Here is a 22,335-nt window from a genome sequence, read left to right as displayed (position 1 = left end):
CCGCCTTGCCGAACGAGTTCCAGCCCGAGCACGCACCCGAACTCCTGGTCCTCGACCCGGCCACCGAGGAGACGGTCGCCGTCGTCCCCGCCGCCGACGCCACCGACGTGGACCGCGCCGTCGTCCGCGCGAGCGCCGCCCAGCGCTCCTGGGCGGGCGCCGCCCCCGCCGACCGGGCCCGGCTGCTGCGCCGCTTCGCCGACGTCGTCGACGCCCACGCCGAGGAACTGGCCCAGCTGGAGGTCCGCGAGGCCGGCCATCTCGTCGGCGACGCCCGCTGGGAGGCCGGCAACGTCCGCGACCTGCTGCTGTACGCGGCCGGCGGCGCCGAACGGCTGCTCGGCCGGCAGATCCCCGTGCCCGGCGGCTGGGACGTCACCTTCCTCGAACCGCTCGGCGTCGTCGGTGTGATCGCCCCCTGGAACTTCCCCATGCCGATCGCCGCCTGGGGCTCCTTCCCGGCCCTGGCCGCGGGCAACGCAGTCCTGCTCAAACCCGCCGAGACCACCCCGCTCACCGCGCTGCGCCTGGCGGAACTCGCCCTGGAGGCGGGCCTGCCCGAGCACCTGTTCCAGGTACTGCCCGGACACGGCCGCGTCGCGGGCCGCGCGCTGGTCGACCACCCCGGCGTGGCGAAGATCGTCTTCACCGGTTCCACCCGCACCGGCCGCGAGATCATGGAGCGCTGCGCCCGGCACGTCAAACCCGTCACCCTCGAACTGGGCGGCAAGAGCCCCAACATCGTCTTCGCCGACGCCGACCTGAGGGCCGCCGCCGACCCGTCCTCCTTCCTGGACAACGCCGGACAGGACTGCTGCGCCCGCACCCGCGTCCTCGTCCAGGAGTCCGCCTACGACGAGGTGCACGCGCTGCTCGCCGAGGCGCTGGCCGCCGTCGTGGTGGGCGACCCGGCCGACGAGAAGACCGGGATGGGCCCGCTGATCTCCCGCGCACAGCGGGACCGCGTACGGGCCTACGCGCCGCCCGGCGCACCGGCGCTGCGCGGCACCGCGCCCGGCGGACCCGGCTTCTGGTTCCCGCCGACCGTGCTCACCGGGGAGCGGCCGGACTCCGCCGCCGCCCGCGAGGAGATCTTCGGCCCGGTCGCCGTCCTGCTGTCCTTCACCGACGAACAGGACGCGATCCGCCTCGCGAACGACACCCCGTACGGCCTGTCCGGCTCCGTGTGGACGCGGGACGTGGGCCGCGCCCTGCGCGTCGCCCAGGGCGTCCGGGCCGGGAACCTGTCCGTCAACTCGCATGCCAGCGTGCGCTACTGGACACCGTTCGGCGGGGCCAAGCAGTCCGGTCTCGGCCGCGAACTCGGCCCCGACGCCCTGACCGCCTTCACCGAGACCAAGAACGTCTTCCTCAGCACGGAGGGGCCCGCACAGTGAGCGAAGAGACAGCGGAAGAGACCGCGGAAGAGACAGCGAAGGAGACAGCTCCCGCGGCCGTCTGCCGGCGGCTGGTCGGCCGTACCGCCGTCGTCACCGGCGCGGGCAGCGGCATCGGCCTCGCCGCCGCGCGCCGGCTCGCCGCCGAGGGCGCGCACGTCGTCTGCGGCGACATCGACGAGCGGAGCGGCAAGGCCGCGGCCGAGGCCGTCGGCGGACTGTTCGTCCAGGTCGACGTCACCGACCCCGGCCAGGTCGAGGCGCTGTTCCGGGCGGCGTACGACACCTACGGCAGCGTCGACGTCGCCTTCAACAACGCCGGTATCTCCCCGCCCGACGACGACTCCATCCTGGAGACCGGCCTGGAGGCGTGGAAGCGCGTCCAGGACGTCAACCTCACCTCCGTCTACCTGTGCTGCAAGGCGGCCCTGCCCTACATGCGGCACCAGGGCCGGGGCTCCATCATCAACACCGCCTCCTTCGTGGCCCGGATGGGCGCCGCCACCTCGCAGATCTCCTACACCGCCTCCAAGGGCGGCGTGCTGGCCATGTCCCGGGAACTGGGCGTGCAGTTCGCCCGTGAGGGCATCCGGGTGAACGCGCTGTGCCCCGGACCGGTCAACACCCCTCTGTTGCGGGAGCTGTTCGCCAAGGACCCGGAGCGCGCCGCGCGCCGCCTCGTGCACATTCCGCTCGGCCGGTTCGCCGAGGCCGAGGAGATCGCCGCCGCCGTCGCCTTCCTCGCCAGCGACGACTCCTCCTTCGTCAACGCCACCGACTTCCTGGTGGACGGCGGCATCTCGGGGGCGTACGTCACCCCGCTCTAGGGCCTGTCCGGGGGAAGCGGCCCGGGTGTCGGCCCGGATCCCCGGGCGGGTCGTCGTCGCGCTCACCACCCGGCGGCCACCTGTGACGGCGGGGCGATCCGCCCTACAGTGCCGGGGTGAGCATGACGCCCCCGGCCGGCTGGTACCGCGACCCGTCGGCCCCGCACCTGGAACGCTGGTGGGACGGGACCGCCTGGAGCGAGCACCGGCGCTCACCGGAGACCGTGCCGCTCCCGCTGGTCGTCCCGGCCGCCCGGCGCCCGGCACGCGCCAGGGCGGTGGCGCTGGCCGCCGCCGGGTCCGTCCTGGCCGCCGCGATCGTCACCGGGGCGGTCCTGCTCCACGACGGCGGTGGCGGCGGTGACCGTGGTGACGGCGCGACGCGCACCGCCCCCGGCGGCCCGGCCGCCACGGACACCGCCACCGCTCCTGCCCCGGCCACCCCGGCCACCCCGCCGGACTCGTCCGGTCCGTCCGGCGCGTCCGTGGTGGTCGACCAGCTCAACGGCATCACCCTGCCGCTCCCCGCCGGCTGGGAGGCACCGCGCAACGTCTCCCAGGACGACGTCGTCATGACCACCCACGGCGTCTACGACTGCCCGGCGGGGCGCGGGCTGTGCCGGCACGGCCTGGTCAGCACCCTGACCCCCGCCTCGTCCGACGACGCCCGGCCGAAGACCCTGGCCCGGAACGACATCGCCGACGCGGCCGACGCCGCCTACGGGCGGAACGCGGCGGGCGACACCCCCTACGACGGCATCACCGCCCACCAGGACGTCGCCGCCGGGCCGGTGGCCGTCGCGGGCCGGGCGGGCTACTTCGTGCGCCGCCGGGTCCGTACCGCCAAGGGTCCCGGCGGCTACGTGGAGTCGCTGGCCTTCTCCTCCAGCACGGGCGTCGAGGCGCCCGTCGTTGTCCGCTTCGTCCTCGACGCGGGCCCGGACGGGCCGCCCCTGGCCGACATCGACCGGATCACCAAGGGCATCCGGCCGATCGGCGCCACCGGCGCGGACGGCGGTGTGGGCAGCAGCATCGGCCCGTCGTCGGACTGAGCCCGACCGGACCCCGGAGGGCGGACCGGACCCCGGAGAGCCGACCGGGCCTCAGAGGAAGGTGTGGCCCTCGCCGCGGTACGTCGGCACGGTCGCCGTCACCCGGTCGCCCTCGACGAGGTGCAGCGCGTCGAACCGCTCGCACAGCTCACCGGCCTTGGCGTGCCGGAACCACACCTTGTCGCCGATCAGCAGGTCGTCCGCGGGCGGGCCGAGCAGCGGGGTCTGCACCTCGCCGGGCCCCTCCTGCGGGTCGTAGCGCAGACCCTCGGGCAGATACGGCACCGGCAGCCGGTCCGCTCCGGCCGCCCCCGACGCGGGGTAGCCGCCGCCGAGCACGGTGACCACCCCGACCCCCGGGCGCCGCACCACGGGCTGGGCGAACAGCGCCGCCGGACGGCCCCGGAAGGACGTGTAGTTGTCGAACAGGCGCGGCACGTAGAGCCCCGAACCCGCGGCGATCTCGGTCACCGCCGCCTCCGCCGCGGTGTGCTGCACACTGCCCGTGCCGCCGCCGTTGACGAACTCCAGGTCCGGCGCCACCGCGCGGACCGCCCGCACCACGGCGGCCCGCCGCTCGGCCAGTTCGCGGCGCGCCGCCGACTGCATCAGCCGGATCGCCCGCGACCGCAGCGGCCGCCCCGCCACCGCGTCGCCCACGCCCGCGACATGTCCCTCGTACGCCATGATCCCGACCAGCCGGAACCCCGGCCGCCGGGCCACCGCGCGGGCCATCTCGGCGATCTGGGCGGGGGAGTGCAGCGGGGAGCGGAGCGCGCCGACGCGGAACCGGCCGCCCAACATCCGCAGCGACGTGTCCAGTTCCAGGCACACCCGCACGGTCTCGCCGCCGCCCTCGCGACAGGCGTCGATCAGGTCGAGCTGGGCCGGGTCGTCGACCATCACCGTGACGGCGGCGGCCGGCTTGGGATCGGAGGCCAGTTCGGCGAAACCGGCGCGGTCGGCGGACGGATAGGCGAGCAGGACGTCCTCGAACCCGGACCGGGCCAGCCACAGCGACTCGGCGAGCGTGAACGACATGATGCCCGCGAAGCCGTCCTTGGCCAGGGCCCGTTCGAGCAGGGCCCGGCAGCGCACGGACTTGCTGGCCACCCGGACCGGTTTGCCGCCGGCCCGGCGCAGCAGATCGTCGGCGTTGGCGTCGAAGGCGTCCAGGTCGACGATCGCGACGGGGGCGTCGAGATGGGCGGTGGCCCGGTCGTAGCGGGCCCGGTCGGCGGCGCGTGCGGTCATGCACGCAGCCTGCCAGACAGGATTACCGCAGGGTAGGGGGACGTTACGGGCAGATCCCCCCGGGCCCGCGGTCCGGTTCCCGCCGTCGCGCGCCCAGCCCGTAGAGTGACGCGCACGTGCGGCACGGGGGCGGCACGATCCCGGCCGCGCAGGCGAGCCGGGATGGCTCCTCGTCCGTACGGGTATGCGTGTCCGGTGACGACCAGTCGGCGCCGGGCGGGGCGACGAGGACGACGGCCGGGCACGAGAGCACGGCTCCGGCACAGCGAAACGGGGGGTGCATGAGCACGGAAGCACGCCACGCTCCGATACCTCCGCGCCCCGCGCACCCGCCCCGCACTCCGGCGCATCCGGCCGACGAACCCCGCGCTCCCCGAAGCGACGCCACGACGCCCCCGGGCATCCAGCCGGTGCAGCCGGTGCCGACCGCCTCTCCGGCGCCGGGCGCGCGTCCGGCCCAGGGTGCGGCCACGGCCGTGGGCGGGGCCGTGGGTGGGGCCGTGGATGGTGCCGTCCCGGACAGTCCGCCTCCGCCGCCCGCCTCGGCCCGCTTTCCCGACGCCCCGCCCCGCGTCGGACGCGCGGACGCCGTGCGCGGCGGCGGGGCCGCCCCGTCCGCCGGGGGCGGCGCGGGGGCGCGGGCCGCCTCCCCGCGCGCGCCGCATTTCTCGGCGGGCGCCACGACCGCCACCGGCGGCGAGGACGGCCACCCGCGACCGTCCTGCGCCCCGCACCACCCGGCCCGCCCGACGGCACCGTCGACCGCCGTGCCCCCGCCCGTGCCCCGGCGCGCGGTGCCGGTGCCCGGCGGCGCCCCGGCGCAGCCGGCCGACAGGTCCGCCCCGAACACGGGGACCGTCCCCCCGCACGGCACGCGGCGCGCGGCCGGTGGGCCCCCGGGCTCCGACACCGGCCCGGACCAGGGGCCGCTCCCGGCCGCCGGGCCTCCTCCCGGCGCGGACGCCGCCCCCCGTACCCCGGCCGTCCCGGGCGCCCCCTTCATGCCGACGACGCCCGGCCACGGCGTACCGCCCGCTCCGGCCGCCCGGCCGTCCCGCCCCGGGCCGCCGCGCCCGGCCGTTCCGCCCGCCCGGTACCCCGGCCGCCCCGGCCCACGACCGGCCCACGACGATTTCCCCGGCACCGGAACCGCCACCCGGACCGGCACCGGCACCAACAACGGCACCGGCGAGGCCCCCGCCGCGCCCGGCCCCGCGCTGCCGTGGACCACCTCCGGCGCGTCCGGCACACCCGCGGCTCCCGGCTCACCCTCGGCACCCGGGAGGCGTACGGCATCCGTCGCCCCGACCGCCCCCGGCGCGTACCCCGGCCCGGCGCGCCCCTACGTCCTGTTCGGCGAGCCGGAGGGCTACGACGCGCGCGGGCGCGGGCGTGCCCTCGGGGTGCGGATCCGGCCCCGGGCCGCGCTGGCCGCCGCGTGCGTGGTCCTCGGACTCGGACTCATCGGCGGTGCCCTGACCGGCAGTTGGCTCACCGGCGACTCGGGCGACGGCGGCGGCGCCGGTACCTTCGCCGCGGCGGGCACCCTGTGGCACAGCATCCCGGTCGACCGGCTCTTCCCGCCCACCGTGGACGGCCGGGGCGCCGGACCCGGCGGCGCCGACCGCACCTGGACCCGGATCGCCGTCGCCCCCGACAGCGGCTGCGCCGACGCCTTCGACCCGCTGCTGCGCAAGGCCCTCTCCCCGGTCGGCTGCACCCGCCTGCTGCGCGCCACCTACACCGACGCCACCCAGAGCTTCGTCACCACGGTCGGTCTGCTCTTCACCAAGGCCGACGCCCCGGCCATGCGTTCCCTGGCCGTCCGCTTCCGCGACGAGGGGCTCGACCGGCGCACCGACCTGCTGCCCCGCCCCTATGCCGCACCGGGCACCGTCGCCGCCGCCTTCGGCGACCGGCAGCGCGCGTCCTGGACGGTGTCCGTGCTGACGGAGGCCCCCGTGGTGGTCTACGCCGTCTCCGGCTGGGCCGACGGCCGCGCGGCCGACGCACCGCAGCCCGCCGCCGACGCGATGAAGGCGGGCGCCGCCACGCCCGCCGCCCAGGCGGGACTCGGCCACGAGGCGAAGGGCCTGGCCGACCGCATCGAACGCGGCTTCCGCACCACCGCGGGCCAGGCCACGGAGAAGCCCTCGTGAGCCCCGCCGTCCGGCGCCGCGGCGGCGCCCTGAGCCTGTTCCTGGCCGCCGCGCTCACGCTCGTCCCGGCCACCGCCGCGCACGCGGACGGCATCCGCGCCCAGCAGTGGGCCCTGGACGCCCTGCACACCCAGGACCTGTGGCACCACACCCGGGGCAAGGGCGTCACCGTCGCCGTCCTGGACACCGGCGTCGAGGCCGACCACCCCGACCTCGCGGGCAACGTCCTGCCGGTCAAGGACCTGATCGGGTTCGGCGCGCGGCGCGGTGACGGCACCTGGGCCCGGCACGGCACCGCCATGGCCGGCATCATCGCCGGGCACGGACACGGCTCCGGCGGCTCCGACGGCGTCATGGGCATCGCCCCCGAGGCGAAGATCCTCCCCGTCCGGGTGATCCTGGAGGACGACGACAAGGCACGCGCCCAGGCGCGCACCACCCGGGGCAACGCGCTCGCCGACGGCATCCGCTGGGCCGCCGACCACGGCGCCGATGTCATCAACCTCTCCCTCGGCGACGACTCGGACTCCGCGCACCCCGAGCCCGCCGAGGACGAGGCCGTCCAGTACGCGCTGAGGAAGGGCACCGTCGTCGTCGCGTCGGCGGGCAACGCCGGCGACAAGGGCGACCACGTCTCCTACCCGGCCGCCTACCCGGGCGTGATCGCGGTGACCGCCGTGGACCGCTACGGCACCCGGGCCGCTTTCTCCACCCGCCGCTGGTACGCCGCCGTCAGCGCGCCCGGCGTCGACATCGTCATCGCCGACCCGGACCACAAGTACTACAAGGGCTGGGGCACGAGCGCGGCCTCCGCCTTCGTCTCGGGCGTCGTCGCCCTCGTCGAGGCGGCGCACCCGGGGCTGGCCCCGGCCCAGATCAAGAAGGTCCTGGAGGACACGGCCCGGGACGCCCCGGTCGGCGGACGCGACGACTCCCGCGGCTTCGGCATGATCGACCCCGTCGCCGCCGTCGAGGCCGCCGGCCGGCTGAAGCCCGCGGGCCTGCGCACGGCGGCCTACGGCGGACGGTACTTCGGCCCCGGCCCCGACCCGGCGGGCTCGGACGGCGGGACCGACTGGGCGGGCCTCCTCGCGGGCGGCACAGGCGGCGTGCTGCTGGTCGCGGCGGTCCTCCTGTGGCGCGGCCGGCGCGCACGCGACACCGCAGACTCCGCCGACACCGCCGTCGGCTTCCAGCCGTAGGCCCCCGGCTTTCAGCCGTATACCCCCGGGCTTCCGGCCGCAGGAACCACAGGAACCGCAGGAACCGCAGGAACCAGGGGCGAGCCCCCTGACGCGGTCAGCCTGCGACGGACGGCGCGGCGGCCGGGGAAGGGGAAGGGGGAGGTGGGGGAGTACCCGGGGCGAACACCGACACCGCCGCCCGCGCCGCCTCCTCCACCAGCAGGACGCCCTCCTCCTTCGTCGCGTTGCCGTGCGACAGCACCGCCACCAGCCGGTCGGCGCCGCCCGTCGTCACCCGGCCGATGCTGTTGACCACCCACAGCCCGGTGGTGCCGCGCGGCAGCCAGCCGTTCTTCAGGGCCCAGGCGGAGCCGTCGGCCGCGGCGGACACTCCCCAGTCCTGGCCCTGCGCGATCCGCCCCATCAGCCTCTGGACGTACGCGCGCGAAGCGGCGTCCAGGGGCGATCCGGCCGTCCCGAAGACCTGCCGGAGCAGGGTGACCTGGTCGGCGGCGGTGGTCCGGGTCAGCCCCCACAGCGGGCCCTCGCCGCCCGTGGTCCCCGTCAGCCCGAGCCGGCGGTGCGCCGCGTCCAGCCCGGCGGCCCCGCCGATGCCCCGCCACAGCGCCGAGGCCGCGTCGTTGTCGCTGTGCCCGATCATGGCGGCCGCGTACGTCCGCTCCCGTGCGCTCGGCGGCCGTCCCGCGTCCTGCGCCCGCAGCAGCACGGCGGCCAGGATGCCGACCTTGACGATGCTCGCCGTCTCGAATGCCCCGTCCCCGTACCGGGCGCACTCCCCGGAGGCCGGGTCGCGGACCGCCACCGAGACGGCGGCACCGTCGCCCACCGCCACGGACCGCATCGCCGCCCCCAGCAGCGCGCCGCGGTCCGCCACCGGCTCCCGCACGGCCCCACCTCCGCCCTCCCGCCCGACCCCGCCGCCGACGGTACGCGGCCCCGGATAGGCTCGGAGCCGTGGCGAACAAGAACATCCCGGACCCCGGATTCTCCGACGACGACGGCTCGGCCGACCCCGCGCTGAGCGCGGCGCTCGCCGCCTGGGCCGAGGACCGCACCGCCGTGGACGGTGTGCTGCGCGCCCTCAGGGGCGCCCGGCTGCTGGTGCCCGTCGTGGCCGTCCTCGGCGAGGTGGAGGAGGACGAGAACGGGCTGCGCCGCGAGAAGACCAGCGACATGGCCGTACCGACCCTGAAGGCCGGACACCGCACCGCGCTGCCCGCCTTCACCTCCACCGCCTCGCTGGCCCGCTGGGACCCGGCGGCCCGCCCGGTCGCCGTACCGCTGCATCAGGCGCTCCAGGCCGCCGCGCACGAGAAGGCCGACACGGTGGTGCTGGACCTGGCCGGGCCGGTGGCGTTCGAGCTGACCGGGGCCGCGCTGCGCGCGCTCGCGGAGGGCCGTACGACGGCCGATCCGCTCGCCGACCCGGCGGTCCTGGCGGCCGTACGGGACGCGGTGGCCGCCGAACCGGCGGTGCTGAGCGCCCGCCTGGGGCCGGGGCAGGCGGACGGCACCCTCGCGCTCGTCCTCGACCCGGCCGCCACCCAGGCCCCGGCCGACACCGCCCGCGCGGTCGCCGGCCGCCTGGCCGCCAGCGACGCGCTGAGGGCCCGCCTGGTGCGCGGCCTCGACCTGGCACTGCTGCCGGTCGGGGCGACGCCGCCGGGCGAGCCCTTGTACGTGCGGGGGTAGTCCCCGCTACCCGCGGGGAAGCCCTCGTACGCCTCCCGCGGCCGCGGCGCGCGGGTCAGCCGTAGACCGGGCCCGTGTACTTCTCGCCCGGACCCTGGCCCGGCTCGTCCGGCACGACCGACGCCTCGCGGAACGCCAGCTGCAACGACTTCAGGCCGTCCCGCAGCGGCGCCGCGTGGAAGGAGCTGATCTCGGTCGCGCTCGCGTCCAGCAGCCCGGCGAGCGCCGTCACCAGCTTGCGGGCCTCGTCCAGGTCCTTGTACGTGTCGCCCTCGTCCGTCAGGCCGAGTTTCACCGCGGCGGCGCTCATCAGGTTGACGGCGACCGTCACGATCACCTCGACCGCGGGGACCTCCGCGATGTCTCGGGTCATGGCGTCGAAATCGGGGGTCTCAGGAGGGGTCTCACTCATGCCCCACACGATAGGCGGTCCCGCCCGCCGCGCCCCGATTGGCCCTGGTCCGGCCGGCCTGCTAATCTGGTGGGCGACCGGCTGGACACGCATGCCCCACGGCGAGCGGGCCCGGCCCACAAGTGGAGGCTTCGAGCTCCCACCCGACCGCCCCCCGGGCGGCGGGTCACCGGTCAGACGGCCCCGTCCCAGCGGCGGCGATCCGTCCGAATGCGCGCCCCGCGGCCATCGCGGCGGTCGCTCCGGTAGTTCGAGGAGCCCCGCCTGTGATCGTCCGGGGCATTTTTGTTGCTGCGGCGCGGTTAGGTCTTACGAACACAGACGTACGCGGCTGTCCGCCAGACCGCCGCGTGGTGCTACCGAGGAGGATCCATCAGCGCCGAGCCCCGCATCAACGACCGGATTCGCGTTCCCGAGGTGCGACTTGTCGGTCCCAGTGGCGAGCAGGTGGGCATCGTCCCGCTGGCCAAGGCACTGGAGCTTGCGCAGGAGTACGACCTGGACCTGGTCGAGGTCGCGGCGAACGCCCGTCCGCCCGTGTGCAAGCTCATGGACTACGGGAAGTTCAAGTACGAGTCGGCCATGAAGGCCCGTGAGGCGCGCAAGAACCAGGCGCACACGGTCATCAAGGAGATGAAGCTCCGGCCGAAGATCGACCCGCACGACTATGACACCAAGAAGGGTCACGTCGTCCGGTTCCTCAAGCAGGGCGACAAGGTCAAGATCACGATCATGTTCCGTGGTCGCGAGCAGTCCCGGCCCGAGCTGGGCTACCGGCTGCTCCAGCGTCTCGCGGAGGACGTCCAGGACCTCGGGTTCATCGAGTCGAACCCGAAGCAGGACGGACGCAACATGATCATGGTCCTCGGTCCGCACAAGAAGAAGACCGAGGCGATGGCCGAGGCCCGCCAGGCGCAGGAAGCCCGCAAGGCAGACGCGAAGGCCAACCCCGGCAAGTCGCAGAACGCCGCGGACGCCGAGACGCCTGCCGAGGAGCCCGCCGAGGAGCACGCCGAGGCGTGACCTCCGGGGACCCCGCGTCCCAGGTTGTAACCGAAACAAGAGCGACGCTCCACCGTGCCCGGTTCTCGCGACCGGGCACCGGAGCGCCACCGACGAGGAGAGAACGGCGCTATGCCGAAGAACAAGTCGCACAGCGGTGCCAGCAAGCGCTTCAAGGTCACCGGCTCCGGCAAGGTGCTCCGTGAGCGCGCCGGCAAGCGCCACCTGCTCGAGCACAAGTCGTCCCGTCTGACGCGTCGCCTCACCGGCAACGCCGAGATGGCCCCGGGCGACGCCAAGAAGATCAAGAAGCTTCTCGGCAAGTGACGCAGCGGCGCCCGATCGGCTGATCAGGCGCACCGCACGTCAGGACCGGGACCCAATCGTTTCCGGGCCGTGTGAAGACCCCCACGGCCCCGCTACAAGGAGTCAAACAAGTGGCACGCGTCAAGCGGGCAGTCAACGCCCACAAGAAGCGCCGGGCGATCCTCGAGCAGGCCTCCGGCTACCGCGGTCAGCGCTCGCGCCTGTACCGCAAGGCCAAGGAGCAGGTCACCCACTCGCTGGTCTACAACTACAACGACCGCAAGAAGCGCAAGGGTGACTTCCGCCAGCTGTGGATCCAGCGCATCAACGCCGCTGCCCGCGCCAACGGCATCACGTACAACCGCTTCATCCAGGGTCTGAAGGCCGCCAACGTCGAGGTCGACCGCAAGATCCTCGCCGAGCTGGCCGTGAACGACGCGAACGCGTTCGCCGCGCTCGTCGAGGTCGCGCAGAAGGCTCTGCCCAGCGACGTCAACGCGCCGAAGGCCGCGTGACGCCGCACCGGACCTGAGCCGGTGACCTAAGGACCCGCAGGCTTCACGGCTTGCGGGTCCTGCTGTTGGGGGCCCACGCGCGGCGCACCCGCCACGAGACTTCCTCCGAGAGCAATTCTCCCGAGAGCAATTCGTCCGAAAGCAAGAGGATGCCGCCCGCCACTCCCGAGCTGATCTCCGCCCGCTCCGCCCGCGTCAGCGCCGCCCGGCGGCTCGCCAAGCGGAACTTCCGGGGCAAGGACCGGCTGTTCCTCGCCGAGGGACCGCAGGCCGTGCGGGAGGCCGCCGCGCACCGGACACCGGCCGGCGACGCCACGCTCGTGGAGCTGTTCGCCACCGTCGAGGCCGCCGAGCGCTACCCCGACATCGTGGGCGAGGTCCGCGCCGCCGGTGCCCGGGTGCACCTCGCCGCCGACGACGTCATCGCCGACATCTCCACCACCGTCACCCCGCAGGGACTCGTCGGCATCTGCCGGTTCCTGGACACCCCGTTCGAGGAGATCCTCGCCGCCCGGCCCCGCCTCGTCGCCGTCCTCGCCCACGTACGCGACCCCGGCAACGCCGGTACCGTGCTGCGCTGCGCGGACGCCGCCGGAGCCGACGCCGTCGTCCTCACCGACGCCTCCGTCGACCTGTACAACCCGAAGGCCGTACGCGCCTCCGTCGGCTCGCTGTTCCATCTGCCGGTCGCCGTCGGCGTCCCCGTCGAAGAGGCGGTCGCCGGGCTGAAGGGCACCGGGGTGCGCATCCTCGCCGCCGACGGCGCGGGCGGCGACGACCTCGACGACGAGCTGGACAAGGGCACCATGGGCGGCCCCACCGCCTGGGTCTTCGGCAACGAGGCCTGGGGGCTGCCCGAGGAGACCCGGGCCCTGGCCGACGCCGTCGTGCGCGTCCCCATCCACGGCAGGGCGGAGAGCCTGAACCTCGCCACCGCCGCCGCCGTGTGCCTCTACGCGTCGGCCCGCGCACAGCGCGCCCCCGGAGGATGCCGCTCCGTCACGTCCGGCTAGGGCCTGTCGTCAAATTGCCGTCGTCCGCCCGGAGGGCGGGCCTCGCGGCGTCAGGTGCGTGCTCTCGGCGTGCCGGGACCCGACCCGCGTACTGGACGTACTCGGGTCGGGTCCCGGTGCGGCGAGAGTGCGTGCATGGCGTCGCGGGGCAGGCGGGAATTTGACGACAGGCCCTAGTAGTAGGGTGACCAGCTCGGGGGCCCGCTGCACCATCGGGAAGGTGGGGTAAGGGATGAGTGTCGGCACGAGCGGGGCGATTCCGGACACACACGGCGTACCCCGGCCGTCCGTGCCACCGGACGCGGCCGCCGCGGGGACGGGACCCGACCCCGACGAGCTGCCCGACGGCCTGGTGATCGCCGACGAAACCGGCCGCGTCACCTGTTTCAACGCCGCGGCCGCCCGCATCACCGCCGTCCCCGCCGACCAGGCCCTCGGCCGGCACCTGGAGAAGGCCCTGCCGCTGGAGGACCTGGAGGGCCGCCGCTGGTGGCAGCTCACGGACCCCTACGGCGGCCTCGCCATCCGGGTCGCCCAGCCCGAGCGCAACCTGCTGCTGCCCGGCGGCCGCGAGGTCCTGGTCTCCGCCCGGTACGTCCGCGACCGCCCCGCCGGACCGGTCCGCCGCGTCGTCGTCTGCCTGCGGGACACCGAGGCCCGCCGCCGCACTGAGCGCAGCCACGCCGAGCTGATCGCCACCGTCGCCCACGAACTGCGCTCCCCGCTGACCTCGGTCAAGGGCTTCACCGCGACGCTGCTCGCCAAGTGGGAGCGGTTCACCGACGACCAGAAGCGGCTGATGCTGGAGACGGTGGACGCCGACGCCGACCGCGTCACCCGGCTCATCGCCGAACTGCTCGACATCTCCCGCATCGACTCCGGCCGCCTGGAGGTGCGCCGCCAGCTCGTCGACATAGGGGCGGCGGTCGGCCGCCACGTCCAGGCGTACGTGGCCGCGGGCCAGCCCGCCGACCGGTTCCTGGTCCGCCTGGAGCAGCCGCTGCCCGTCCTGTGGGCCGACCCCGACAAGATCGACCAGGTGCTGAGCAACCTCATCGAAAACGCGGTGCGCCACGGCGAGGGAACCGTCACCATTGACGTCACGCCCGTGGTGTCCCCCCGAGAGGGAGAGGACGCCGGCACGTCGGTCACGGTGAGCGACGAGGGGCCCGGCATCCCGGAGGAGTCCATGAACCGCGTCTTCACCCGCTTCTGGCGGGGCAGCAAGCGCGGTGGCACCGGACTCGGGCTCTACATCGTCAAGGGCATCGTGGAGGCCCACGGCGGCACCATCACGGTCGGCCGCGCGCCGGGCGCCGGCGCGCGGTTCCGATTTACCCTGCCCGTGGGCACCCCGGCACACCTGCTCTGAGCACCGGCCGAGGACCCACGGGCGCATTCGCTTTCCCCCGCCCCGTTAGACTCGGCCTTTGGCACCTTTGCGTCCCAGAAACGGAGACGATTCGTCCATGGGTCGGTGACGGGGACCGTCAGCCTGGTGGCACCTCCCAGCGGCAGCTGGAAGACAATCGGAAGCACGGGAAGAGATGTCGGCACCGAATAAGTCGTACGACCCTGTCGAGGTCGAGGCGTTGAAACCGGAAGAGATCGAGCGCATGCGGGACGAGGCGCTCGCCGCCTTCGCCGCCGCGGACTCGCTCGACGCGCTCCACGAGGCCAAGGTCGCCCACACCGGCCCGGCCTCGCCGCTGGCGCTCGCCAACCGGGAGATCGGCGCCCTGCCCCCGCACGCCAAGGCGGACGCGGGCAAGCGCGTCGGCATGGCCCGCGGCGCGGTGAACAAGGCCCTCGCCGCCCGCCAGGGCGAGCTGGAGGCCGAGCGGGACACCCGCGTGCTGGTCGAGGAGGCCGTCGACGTCACGCTGCCCTACGACCGCGTACCGGCCGGCGCCCGCCACCCGCTGACCACGCTCTCGGAGCGCATCGAGGACATCTTCGTCGCCATGGGCTACGAGGTCGCCGAGGGCCCCGAGGTCGAGGCGGAGTGGTTCAACTTCGACGCCCTGAACATCGGCCCGGACCACCCGGCGCGCAGCGAGCACGACACGTTCTTCGTGCGCGGCGCCGGCGAGGGCTCCGGCGCCGCCGACTCCGGTCTCGTCCTGCGCACCCACACCTCGCCCGTGCAGGCCCGCTCCCTGCTGGAGCGCGAGCTGCCGGTCTATGTGATCTGCCCCGGCCGGGTGTACCGCACCGACGAGCTGGACGCCACCCACACCCCGGTCTTCCACCAGGTCGAGCTGCTGGCCGTGGACGAGGGCCTGACCATGGCCGACCTCAAGGGCACCCTGGATCACATGGTCCAGTCGCTGTTCGGCGAGGGCATGAAGACCCGGCTGCGGCCGAACTTCTTCCCGTTCACCGAGCCGTCCGCCGAGATGGACATGGTGTGCTACGTCTGCCGCGGCGAGTCCGTCGGCAACCCCGACCGCCCCTGCCGCACCTGCTCCTCCGAGGGCTGGATCGAGCTGGGCGGCTGCGGCATGGTCAACCCCCGGGTGCTCACCGCCTGCGGTGTGGACCCCGAGAAGTACAGCGGATTCGCCTTCGGGTTCGGCATCGAGCGGATGCTGATGTTCCGCCACAACGTCGAAGACATGCGAGACATGGTCGAGGGTGACGTCCGGTTCACCCGGCCGTTCGGGATGGAGATCTGATGCGGGTCCCGCTTTCTTGGCTGCGGGAGTACGTCGACCTGCCGGCGACGGAGACCGGGCGCGACGTCCAGGCCAAGCTCATTCCGGCCGGCCTGGAGGTCGAGACCGTCGAGCAGCTCGGCGCCGACCTCAAGGGGCCGCTCGTCGTCGGCCAGGTGCTCACCATCGAGGAGCTGGAGGGCTTCAAGAAGCCGATCCGCTTCTGCACCGTCGACGTCGGCCGGGCCAACGGCACCGGCGAGCCGCAGGAGATCGTCTGCGGCGCCCGCAACTTCGCCGTCGGCGACAAGGTCGTCGTCGTGCTGCCCGGCGCCACCCTGCCCGGCGGCTTCTCGATCAGCGCCCGCAAGACCTACGGCAGGGTCTCGCACGGCATGATCTGCTCCACCGACGAACTCGGCATGGGCGACGACGGCACGCACGGCATCATCGTGCTGCCGCCCGAGCACGAGGTGGGCACCGACGCCATCGAGCTGCTACAGCTCGTCGACGAGGTGCTGGACATCGCGGTCACCCCCGACCGCGGCTACTGCCTGTCGATCCGCGGCGTGGCCCGCGAGGCCGCCATCGCCTACGGCCGCCCGCTGCTCGACCCGGCCCTGCTGGACGTACCGGCGCCGAACGCCTTCGGGCACCCGGTGAAGATCGCCGACCCGTTCGGCTGCGACCGCTTCACCGCGCGCACGGTGACCGGCCTCGACCCCGAGGCGCGCTCCCCGATCTGGCTGCGCCGCCGCCTCCAGAAGGCCGGCATGCGCCCGATCTCGCTCGCCGTGGACATCACCAACTACGTGATGCTGGAGCTGGGCCAGCCGCTGCACGCCTACGACCGCTCCCGCGTCCAGGGCACCATCGGTGTGCGCCGGGCCGAGCGCGGCGAGCAGCTCACCACGCTCGACGGCGTCACGCGCACGCTGTCCGCCGAGGACCTGGTCATCACCGACGACCGCGGCCCGATCGGGCTCGCGGGCGTCATGGGCGGCGCCAACACCGAGATCGACGACACCGAGGGCACCACCACCGAGGTCGTCGTCGAGGCCGCGCACTTCGACCCGGTCGCCGTCGCGCGCACCGCCCGTCGGCACAAGCTGTCCTCCGAGGCGTCCCGCCGCTTCGAGCGCGGGGTCGACCCGCAGGCCGCCTCCGCCGCCGCCCAGCGCACCGTGGACCTGCTGGTCCTGCTCGCGGGCGGCACCGCCGAGGCGGGCGTCACCGAGATCGTCGCGCCGGCCGCGCCGCGCACCATCACGATCCCGGCCGACCACCCGGACAAGGTCGCGGGCGTCGCCTACGGCCGGGAGACCGTCGTACGGCGGCTCCAGCAGGTCGGCTGCGACGTGTACGGCCAGGACGAGCTGATCGTCACGGTGCCGTCCTGGCGGCCCGACCTGACCGACCCGAACGACCTGGCCGAAGAGGTCATCCGGCTGGAGGGCTACGAGAACCTGCCCTCCACGCTGCCCCGCCCGCTGCCCGGCCGCGGCCTGACCGAACGTCAGCGGCTGCACCGCCGCGTCGGCCGCGCGCTGGCCGGGGCCGGTTACGTCGAGGCGCTGAACTACCCGTTCATCGGCGAGGCCGTCCTCGACCAGCTCGGCCTGGAGGCCGACGACCCGCGCCGCCGCCGGGTCACCCTCGTCAACCCGCTCTCCGACGAGGAGCCCGCCCTGCGCACGACGCTGCTGCCGGGGCTGCTCGGCGCGCTGCGCCGCAACGACGGGCGCGGCGGCCACGACCTGGCCCTGTTCGAGACCGGCCTGGTCTTCCGGCCCACCGGCGAGGAGCCGGCGGCGGCCGTGCTGCCCGCCGACCGCAGGCCCACCGACGAGCAGCTCGCCGCCCTGGACGCGGCGCTGCCGCGCCAGCCCCGCCGGGCCGCCGTGGTGCTCGCCGGAGCCCGCGAGCAGACCGGCTGGTGGGGCAAGGGCCGCCCGTCCGACTGGGCGGACGCCGTCGAGGCGGCACGCACCGTTGCCCGCGAGGCCGGGGTGGAACTGAGCGTCCGCGCCGACCAGCACACCCCCTGGCATCCCGGCCGGTGCGCCGCGCTGTACGCCGAGGTGGACGGCGCCGAGACGCTCGTCGGCCACGCCGGCGAGCTGCACCCGCGGGTGGTCAAGGCGATGCACCTGCCGGAGCGCACCTGCGCGACGGAGATCGACCTCGACCTGCTCCAGCGGGCCGGGGAGGGCCTGTTGCAGGCGCCGCGGATCTCCACGTTCCCGGTGGCCACCCAGGACGTCGCCCTGGTCGTGGACCGGCCGGTCCCGGCCGCCGAGGTCGAGGCCGCGCTGCGCGAGGGCGCGGGTGAACTCCTGGAGTCCCTGCGGCTGTTCGACATCTACGAGAACGCCGAGCAGCTCGGCGAGGGACGCAAGTCGCTGGCGTACGCCCTGCGCTTCCGCGCCCCCGACCGCACCCTGACGGTGGACGAGGCGTCCGCCGCCCGCGACGCCGCGGTGGCCCTGGCCGCCGAGCGCACCGGTGCGGAGCTGCGGAGCTAGGCCCCGGCCCCCGGCTCACTCGTTCGGGTGGCAGGGCCGGTGATCCGGCCCTGCACCCTTTCGAGATCGACAGAATCGGACCGGCCCCCTCGGGGCCGGTCCGCGCTGTCAGCGCCTCTTGGGGGGCCATGGTCATGATCCGCATCAGGGCTGGCTCTCCGCGCGGGGTGCGCTCCGGCGCCGTCTTCCTGGCCGTGGGCACCTGCACCGGCCTCTTCCTGCGCGCCCGGCGGACCATGCTGCGCGAGCTGCGCCAGGCGCGCGCGGTCGCGGGCGCCGCGCAGAGCGCGCTGCTGCGCCCCCTGCCGCCCCGGATCGCCGGGCTCGACGTGGCGGCGGCCCAGCTCTCCGCGGACCGGGGCGCGGCCGTCGGCGGTGACCTGTACGAGGTGAGCGCCACCGAGCACGGCGTACGCCTGGTCATGGGCGACGTCCGCGGCCACGGCCTCGCCGCTCTCGGCACCGCCGCCATCGTGCTCGGCAGCTTCCGTGAGGCCGCCCACGACGAACCCGACCTCGCCGGAGTGCTGCGCCGCCTGGACCGGGCGCTGGCCCGCCACCGGCGCGACCGGGACGATCCGAGCCGACCGGCCGCCGAGGACTTCGTCACCGTGCTCCTGGCGGAGATCGCCGAGGACGGCTCCCTGCGCGCCCTCAACTGCGGGCACCCGTGGCCGTACCGGCTGAGCGGGACGGCGGCCCAGCCCGTGTCCCGGGCCGAACCGCTGCCGCCGCTGGGCCTGTTCCCGCTGCCGGCCGCGCTGCCCGCGACGGACCTCGGCCCGCTGCGGCCCGGCGAGACCCTGCTCCTGCACACCGACGGAGTGGCGGACGCCCGGGACGCCCGGGGCCGGTTCTTCCCGCTGCGGGCGGTGCTCGCGCAGACCGCCCGCCTCGGCCCGCTCCCGGCGCCCGTGCTGCTGCGGGCCGTCTTCACCCGGCTGCTGGGACACACCGGCCCCTGCCCCGCGGACGACGCGGCCGTCCTCGTGATCCGCAACGGCCGGGGCGACGGAAGCGGCACGACTCCGCCGTAGCGCCGCGCCGTTGGCCGCCGCCCGCCCCGCCTCGGAGCGTCGGGCAGACGGCGGGGCGGGCGGCGTGTGGCGGGCCGCCGCACTGTACGAGGGGGAGGCGGCGGCCCGGCCGGCCTCTTGACGAGGCATCTCAGTCAACCGGCCGCCCACGCTGAGCGACAGCGCGCGCACCGTGCGGATGCGCGCACTCCGTTCACACCCCGTGTGAACCGCCGCGCACTACGCTGTCCGCACCGAGCCACCCGGGGGGCCGACATGCAGCCCAACACACTGCTCGACGCGATCCTCGACGAGGCGGGCGTCTCGCACGCAGGTCTCGCCGCGCACGTCAACCAGGCCGGCCGGGCGCGCGGTCTCGCGCTCCGCTACGAACACACCGCCGTGGCGCGCTGGCTGAAGGGCCAGCGGCCCCGGGGCCAGGTGCCCGACCTGATCTGCGAGGTGCTGGCCGCCCGGCTGCACCGCACCGTCACCCTCGACGACATCGGCCTGGGCGTGCCCGGCGAGCCGTCCGCCGCGCACGGCACCTCCCTGTCCGGCTTCGTCGAGCGGGCCACCGCCCTGTGGCGCTGCGACGAGCAGCGGCGCCCGCACCTCCTGGGCGCACCCGCCGTCACCGGCACCCCCGCGGTGATGCCGGTGTGGGAGTGGGAGAACCCGCCCGAGGACGTCGACGTCTCCCGGGGCGGCCGGCACCGGGTCACCGCGGCCGACATCGAGATGCTGCGCGCGGCCCGCGCGCACTACGAGCAGATGTACCGCAAGACCGGCGGGGTGGCGACGCACGGCCGGATCGTGGGCTTCCTCACCGCCGAGGCGGCCCCGCTGCTGCGCGGCGGCTACACCGACGCCACCGGCCGCCTGCTGCACCGGGCCACCGGCGGTCTGGTCGCCGTCGCGGGCATCTGCGCCTACGACTCCGACGCGCACGGCCTGGCCCAGCGCTACTTCCACCAGGCGCTGCGTCTGGCCAAGGCCAGCGGGGACCGGGGCCTGGGCGCGTACGTGATAGCGCTGCTGGTCAACCAGGCGCTGTTCATGACGGAGTACCGGCAGGCCGTCGCCTTCGCCGAGGCGGCGCTGCGCACGGCGGGCCGGCACATCACGCCCGCCCTCGCCTCCGACCTCCACGCGATGCAGGGCAAGGCGTACGCCCACCTCGGGGACGGCAGCGGCGCGCTGTCCTGCATCGCCCGCGCCGAGCAGGCCGCCGAACGCATCCGGCGCGGGCACGAACCCGACGAGACCGGCTATGTCCAGCCGGGTCTGGTCAATGTGCAGGTGGCGGAGGCGCTGCTCAGCCTCGGGGAACTGGCCGCCGCCGAGGAGCACGCGGCGGCGGCCGTGCACAACCCGGCGCACGACCGGGGCCGGGTGCACCGGCTCGCCATGCTGAGCACGGTCGAACTGCGCCGCGGGGACGCGGACAAGGCGGTGGCGACGGCGGTGCTGATGACCGAGCAGGCCCGCGGGATGGAGTCCCAGCGGCTGCGGGACCGGCTGCGGGCGGTGCGCGGGCATCTGCTGCGCAGCGGCTGCGCGGGCACCGCCGAGGCGGCCGAACTCATCGACGGGGCGCTGCGCGTGCCCCTGTCCACCGGGGTCACGGCCCGCTGACCCTGCGCCCGCCGCTGCTCCGCGCGCGGCTCGCCGTGCGCCTGCCTGCCGTAGGAGCCCGGCTGCGATATTGCCACTGACCCGACGGAAGGTGGCAGAACCGTGCAGTGGACGAAAGAGAACGAACAAAAGGTGTATGAAAACCGCTGGTTCACCGTCAACCTCGCGGATGTGGCGCTCCCGGACGGCCGGCATCTCGACCACTTCCTGATACGGCTGCGGCCGGTGGCCGCCGCCACCGTGGTGAACGAGGCGGGCGAGGTCCTGCTCCTGTGGCGCCACCGCTTCATCACCGACAGCTGGGGCTGGGAACTCGCGGCGGGTGTCGTCGAGGACGGCGAGGACATCGCCCGCGCCGCCGCCCGGGAACTGGAGGAGGAGACCGGCTGGCGGCCGGGCCGCCTGCACCATCTGATGACCGTCGAACCGTCCAACGGCCTCACCGACGCCCGGCACCACATCTACTGGTCCGACGAGGGCGAGTACACCGGAGAGCCGGTGGACGCCTTCGAGTCCGAGCGCCGCGAATGGGTCCCGCTCAAACTCGTCCCCGACCTGATCGCCCGCGGCGAGGTCCCGGCCGCCGGGATGGCCGCCGCGCTGCTCCTGCTGCACCACCGCGCGGGCGGCTGAACGCCGCGGGCCCGGCAGCCTTCCCGGTGCCGGGCCCGCATCCGGCGCCGCGGCTCCCGCGCGCCCGCCGCAGAGGTACGTACGTCAGCCGTAGGTGTAGAACCCCGACCCGCTCTTGCGCCCGAGCCGGCCCGCGTCCACCATCCGCTGGAGCAGCGGGGGAGCGGCGTACAGGGGCTCCTTGTACTCCTCGTACATCGAGTACGCGACGGAGGCGACCGTGTCCAGGCCGATCAGGTCGGACAGCTTCAGCGGGCCCATCGGGTGGGCGCAGCCCAGCTCCATGCCGTTGTCGATGTCCTCGCGGCTGGCGATGCCCGACTCGAACATCCGGATCGCGGAGAGCAGATAGGGGATCAGCAGCGCGTTGACCACGAAGCCGGAGCGGTCCTGGGCGCGGATCGCGTGCTTGCCGAGCACCTTCTCGGTGAACAGCTGCGCCCGGCTCAGGGTGCCCTCGGAGGTGGTGAGCGCCGGGATCAGCTCGACCAGCTGCTGCACGGGGGCCGGGTTGAAGAAGTGGATGCCGATGACGTGGTCGGGGCGGGCGGTGGCGACCGCCAGCTTGACCAGCGGGATCGAGGAGGTGTTGGACGCCAGGATCGCGTCCGGGCGGGTCACCACCTGATCGAGGACCTGGAAGATCTCGGTCTTGACCTGCTCGTTCTCCACCACGGCCTCGATCACCAGATCGCGGTCGGCGAACTCGCCGAGGTCGGTGGTGAAGGAGAGGCGCGCCTGGGTGGCGTCCCGCTCCTCCTCGCTGATCTTGCCGCGCTCGGCCGCCTTGGCCAGGGAGTTGAACAGCCGGGTCCGGCCGATCTCCAGGGCCTCGCCGGTGGTCTCGGCGACCTTCACGTCCAGGCCGGCCCGTGCGCACACCTCGGCGATGCCCGCACCCATCTGGCCGCAGCCCACCACTCCGACGCGTTCGATGTCGGTCACATCGTCCCTTTCGCTGCTGATCTTCGGCGTGTGGCAGGCGGCCCATGTGTGCGGTGCCTGCTCCGATCGAGCACGTTACCCCCGTCG

At 74.6% G+C, this 22,335-nt stretch carries 20 protein-coding genes; 16 read left to right on the top strand and 4 right to left on the bottom strand.

Annotation, left to right across the window (positions count from 1 at the left end; genetic code table 11):
* Positions 1 to 5 precede the first annotated feature (5 nt).
* The 3 genes from B086_RS0130960 (at position 6) to B086_RS0130950 (ending at position 3,276) form a co-directional block, all read left to right on the top strand.
* Entirely contained in the window at positions 6 to 1,397 is a 1,392-nt protein-coding gene (locus tag B086_RS0130960) for an aldehyde dehydrogenase family protein (protein ID WP_018570315.1), read from the top strand.
* Positions 1,398 to 1,468: 71 nt separating this feature from the next.
* Positions 1,469 to 2,224 carry a 3-oxoacyl-ACP reductase gene (locus B086_RS0130955; protein ID WP_026252943.1) on the top strand — a complete coding sequence of 252 codons (756 nt, stop codon included), beginning with the start codon at positions 1,469 to 1,471 and terminating at the stop codon, positions 2,222 to 2,224.
* A 122-nt stretch (positions 2,225 to 2,346) separates the two neighbouring features.
* On the top strand, positions 2,347 to 3,276 hold the full coding sequence (locus B086_RS0130950; RefSeq protein WP_018570313.1) for a DUF2510 domain-containing protein: 930 nt from the start codon (positions 2,347 to 2,349) through the stop codon (positions 3,274 to 3,276).
* A 51-nt stretch (positions 3,277 to 3,327) separates the two neighbouring features.
* Here the strand turns inward: B086_RS0130950 and B086_RS0130945 are convergent, their stop codons facing one another.
* Entirely contained in the window at positions 3,328 to 4,530 is a 1,203-nt protein-coding gene (locus B086_RS0130945; RefSeq protein WP_018570312.1) for an amino acid deaminase/aldolase, read from the bottom strand.
* A 1,001-nt stretch (positions 4,531 to 5,531) separates the two neighbouring features.
* Between B086_RS0130945 and B086_RS43355 the strand changes: the two genes are divergently transcribed.
* The gene (locus B086_RS43355) at positions 5,532 to 6,689 is read left to right on the top strand and encodes a hypothetical protein (RefSeq protein ID WP_234029407.1); all 1,158 of its coding nucleotides are present in this window, start codon (positions 5,532 to 5,534) and stop codon (positions 6,687 to 6,689) included.
* Positions 6,686 to 7,891 (top strand): type VII secretion-associated serine protease mycosin, encoded by a 1,206-nt coding sequence (gene mycP / locus B086_RS0130935; RefSeq protein WP_018570310.1) that lies wholly within the window; start codon positions 6,686 to 6,688, stop codon positions 7,889 to 7,891. Before B086_RS43355 ends, mycP begins: the two co-directional genes overlap by 4 nt.
* 97 nt (positions 7,892 to 7,988) lie before the next feature.
* Here mycP and B086_RS41255 read toward each other — a convergent pair whose 3' ends face one another.
* Positions 7,989 to 8,780 (bottom strand): serine hydrolase, encoded by a 792-nt coding sequence (locus B086_RS41255; protein WP_018570309.1) that lies wholly within the window; start codon positions 8,778 to 8,780, stop codon positions 7,989 to 7,991.
* Between the two features lie 68 nt (positions 8,781 to 8,848).
* On the opposite strand from B086_RS41255, the gene B086_RS0130925 reads away from it, so the two are divergent.
* Positions 8,849 to 9,586: an SseB family protein gene (locus B086_RS0130925; RefSeq protein ID WP_018570308.1), complete on the top strand. Its 738-nt coding sequence runs from the start codon at positions 8,849 to 8,851 to the stop codon at positions 9,584 to 9,586.
* A 55-nt stretch (positions 9,587 to 9,641) separates the two neighbouring features.
* On the opposite strand, the gene B086_RS0130920 is transcribed toward B086_RS0130925, so the two are convergent.
* Entirely contained in the window at positions 9,642 to 9,998 is a 357-nt protein-coding gene (locus tag B086_RS0130920) for a DUF1844 domain-containing protein (RefSeq protein ID WP_026252942.1), read from the bottom strand.
* Between the two features lie 372 nt (positions 9,999 to 10,370).
* Here B086_RS0130920 and infC point away from each other — a divergent pair, with 372 nt between their 5' ends.
* The 10 genes from infC to B086_RS0130865 all read left to right on the top strand — a co-directional run bounded on the left by infC (position 10,371) and on the right by B086_RS0130865 (position 21,303).
* On the top strand, positions 10,371 to 11,021 hold the full coding sequence (infC, locus tag B086_RS0130915; RefSeq protein ID WP_078510143.1) for a translation initiation factor IF-3: 651 nt from the start codon (positions 10,371 to 10,373) through the stop codon (positions 11,019 to 11,021).
* Positions 11,022 to 11,132: 111 nt separating this feature from the next.
* The gene (gene rpmI / locus B086_RS0130910) at positions 11,133 to 11,327 is read left to right on the top strand and encodes a 50S ribosomal protein L35 (protein ID WP_007829094.1); all 195 of its coding nucleotides are present in this window, start codon (positions 11,133 to 11,135) and stop codon (positions 11,325 to 11,327) included.
* A gap of 110 nt (positions 11,328 to 11,437) precedes the next feature.
* Positions 11,438 to 11,821 carry a 50S ribosomal protein L20 gene (gene rplT, locus B086_RS0130905; RefSeq protein ID WP_006141703.1) on the top strand — a complete coding sequence of 128 codons (384 nt, stop codon included), beginning with the start codon at positions 11,438 to 11,440 and terminating at the stop codon, positions 11,819 to 11,821.
* Between the two features lie 149 nt (positions 11,822 to 11,970).
* Complete coding sequence (locus B086_RS0130895) at positions 11,971 to 12,834, top strand: TrmH family RNA methyltransferase (RefSeq protein ID WP_018570304.1); 864 nt, start codon at positions 11,971 to 11,973, stop codon at positions 12,832 to 12,834.
* Positions 12,835 to 13,066: 232 nt separating this feature from the next.
* A complete protein-coding gene (locus B086_RS0130890; RefSeq protein ID WP_018570303.1) occupies positions 13,067 to 14,206 on the top strand; it encodes a sensor histidine kinase in 1,140 nt (379 codons plus the stop codon).
* Between the two features lie 175 nt (positions 14,207 to 14,381).
* Positions 14,382 to 15,512, top strand: a complete 1,131-nt coding sequence (gene pheS, locus B086_RS0130885) for a phenylalanine--tRNA ligase subunit alpha (protein WP_026252941.1) — start codon at positions 14,382 to 14,384, stop codon at positions 15,510 to 15,512.
* On the top strand, positions 15,512 to 18,016 hold the full coding sequence (gene pheT / locus B086_RS0130880) for a phenylalanine--tRNA ligase subunit beta (RefSeq protein ID WP_018570301.1): 2,505 nt from the start codon (positions 15,512 to 15,514) through the stop codon (positions 18,014 to 18,016). Before pheS ends, pheT begins: the two co-directional genes overlap by 1 nt.
* Before the next feature lie 134 nt (positions 18,017 to 18,150).
* Entirely contained in the window at positions 18,151 to 19,053 is a 903-nt protein-coding gene (locus B086_RS0130875; protein WP_234021311.1) for a PP2C family protein-serine/threonine phosphatase, read from the top strand.
* Between the two features lie 255 nt (positions 19,054 to 19,308).
* Positions 19,309 to 20,670 (top strand): hypothetical protein, encoded by a 1,362-nt coding sequence (locus B086_RS0130870; protein WP_018570299.1) that lies wholly within the window; start codon positions 19,309 to 19,311, stop codon positions 20,668 to 20,670.
* Between the two features lie 102 nt (positions 20,671 to 20,772).
* Positions 20,773 to 21,303 carry an NUDIX hydrolase gene (locus B086_RS0130865; protein WP_078510141.1) on the top strand — a complete coding sequence of 177 codons (531 nt, stop codon included), beginning with the start codon at positions 20,773 to 20,775 and terminating at the stop codon, positions 21,301 to 21,303.
* 84 nt (positions 21,304 to 21,387) lie between these two features.
* Here the strand turns inward: B086_RS0130865 and B086_RS0130860 are convergent, their stop codons facing one another.
* A complete protein-coding gene (locus B086_RS0130860) occupies positions 21,388 to 22,248 on the bottom strand; it encodes a 3-hydroxybutyryl-CoA dehydrogenase (RefSeq protein WP_018570297.1) in 861 nt (286 codons plus the stop codon).
* Positions 22,249 to 22,335: the final 87 nt, after the last annotated feature.

The organism is Streptomyces sp. PsTaAH-124 (genome assembly GCF_000373685.1).
In the GTDB taxonomy this organism is placed as follows: Bacteria; Actinomycetota; Actinomycetes; order Streptomycetales; family Streptomycetaceae; genus Streptomyces; species Streptomyces andamanensis.
The sequence above is the reverse complement of the archived record's forward strand: the minus strand, read 5'-3'. Positions and strand labels throughout refer to the sequence as shown.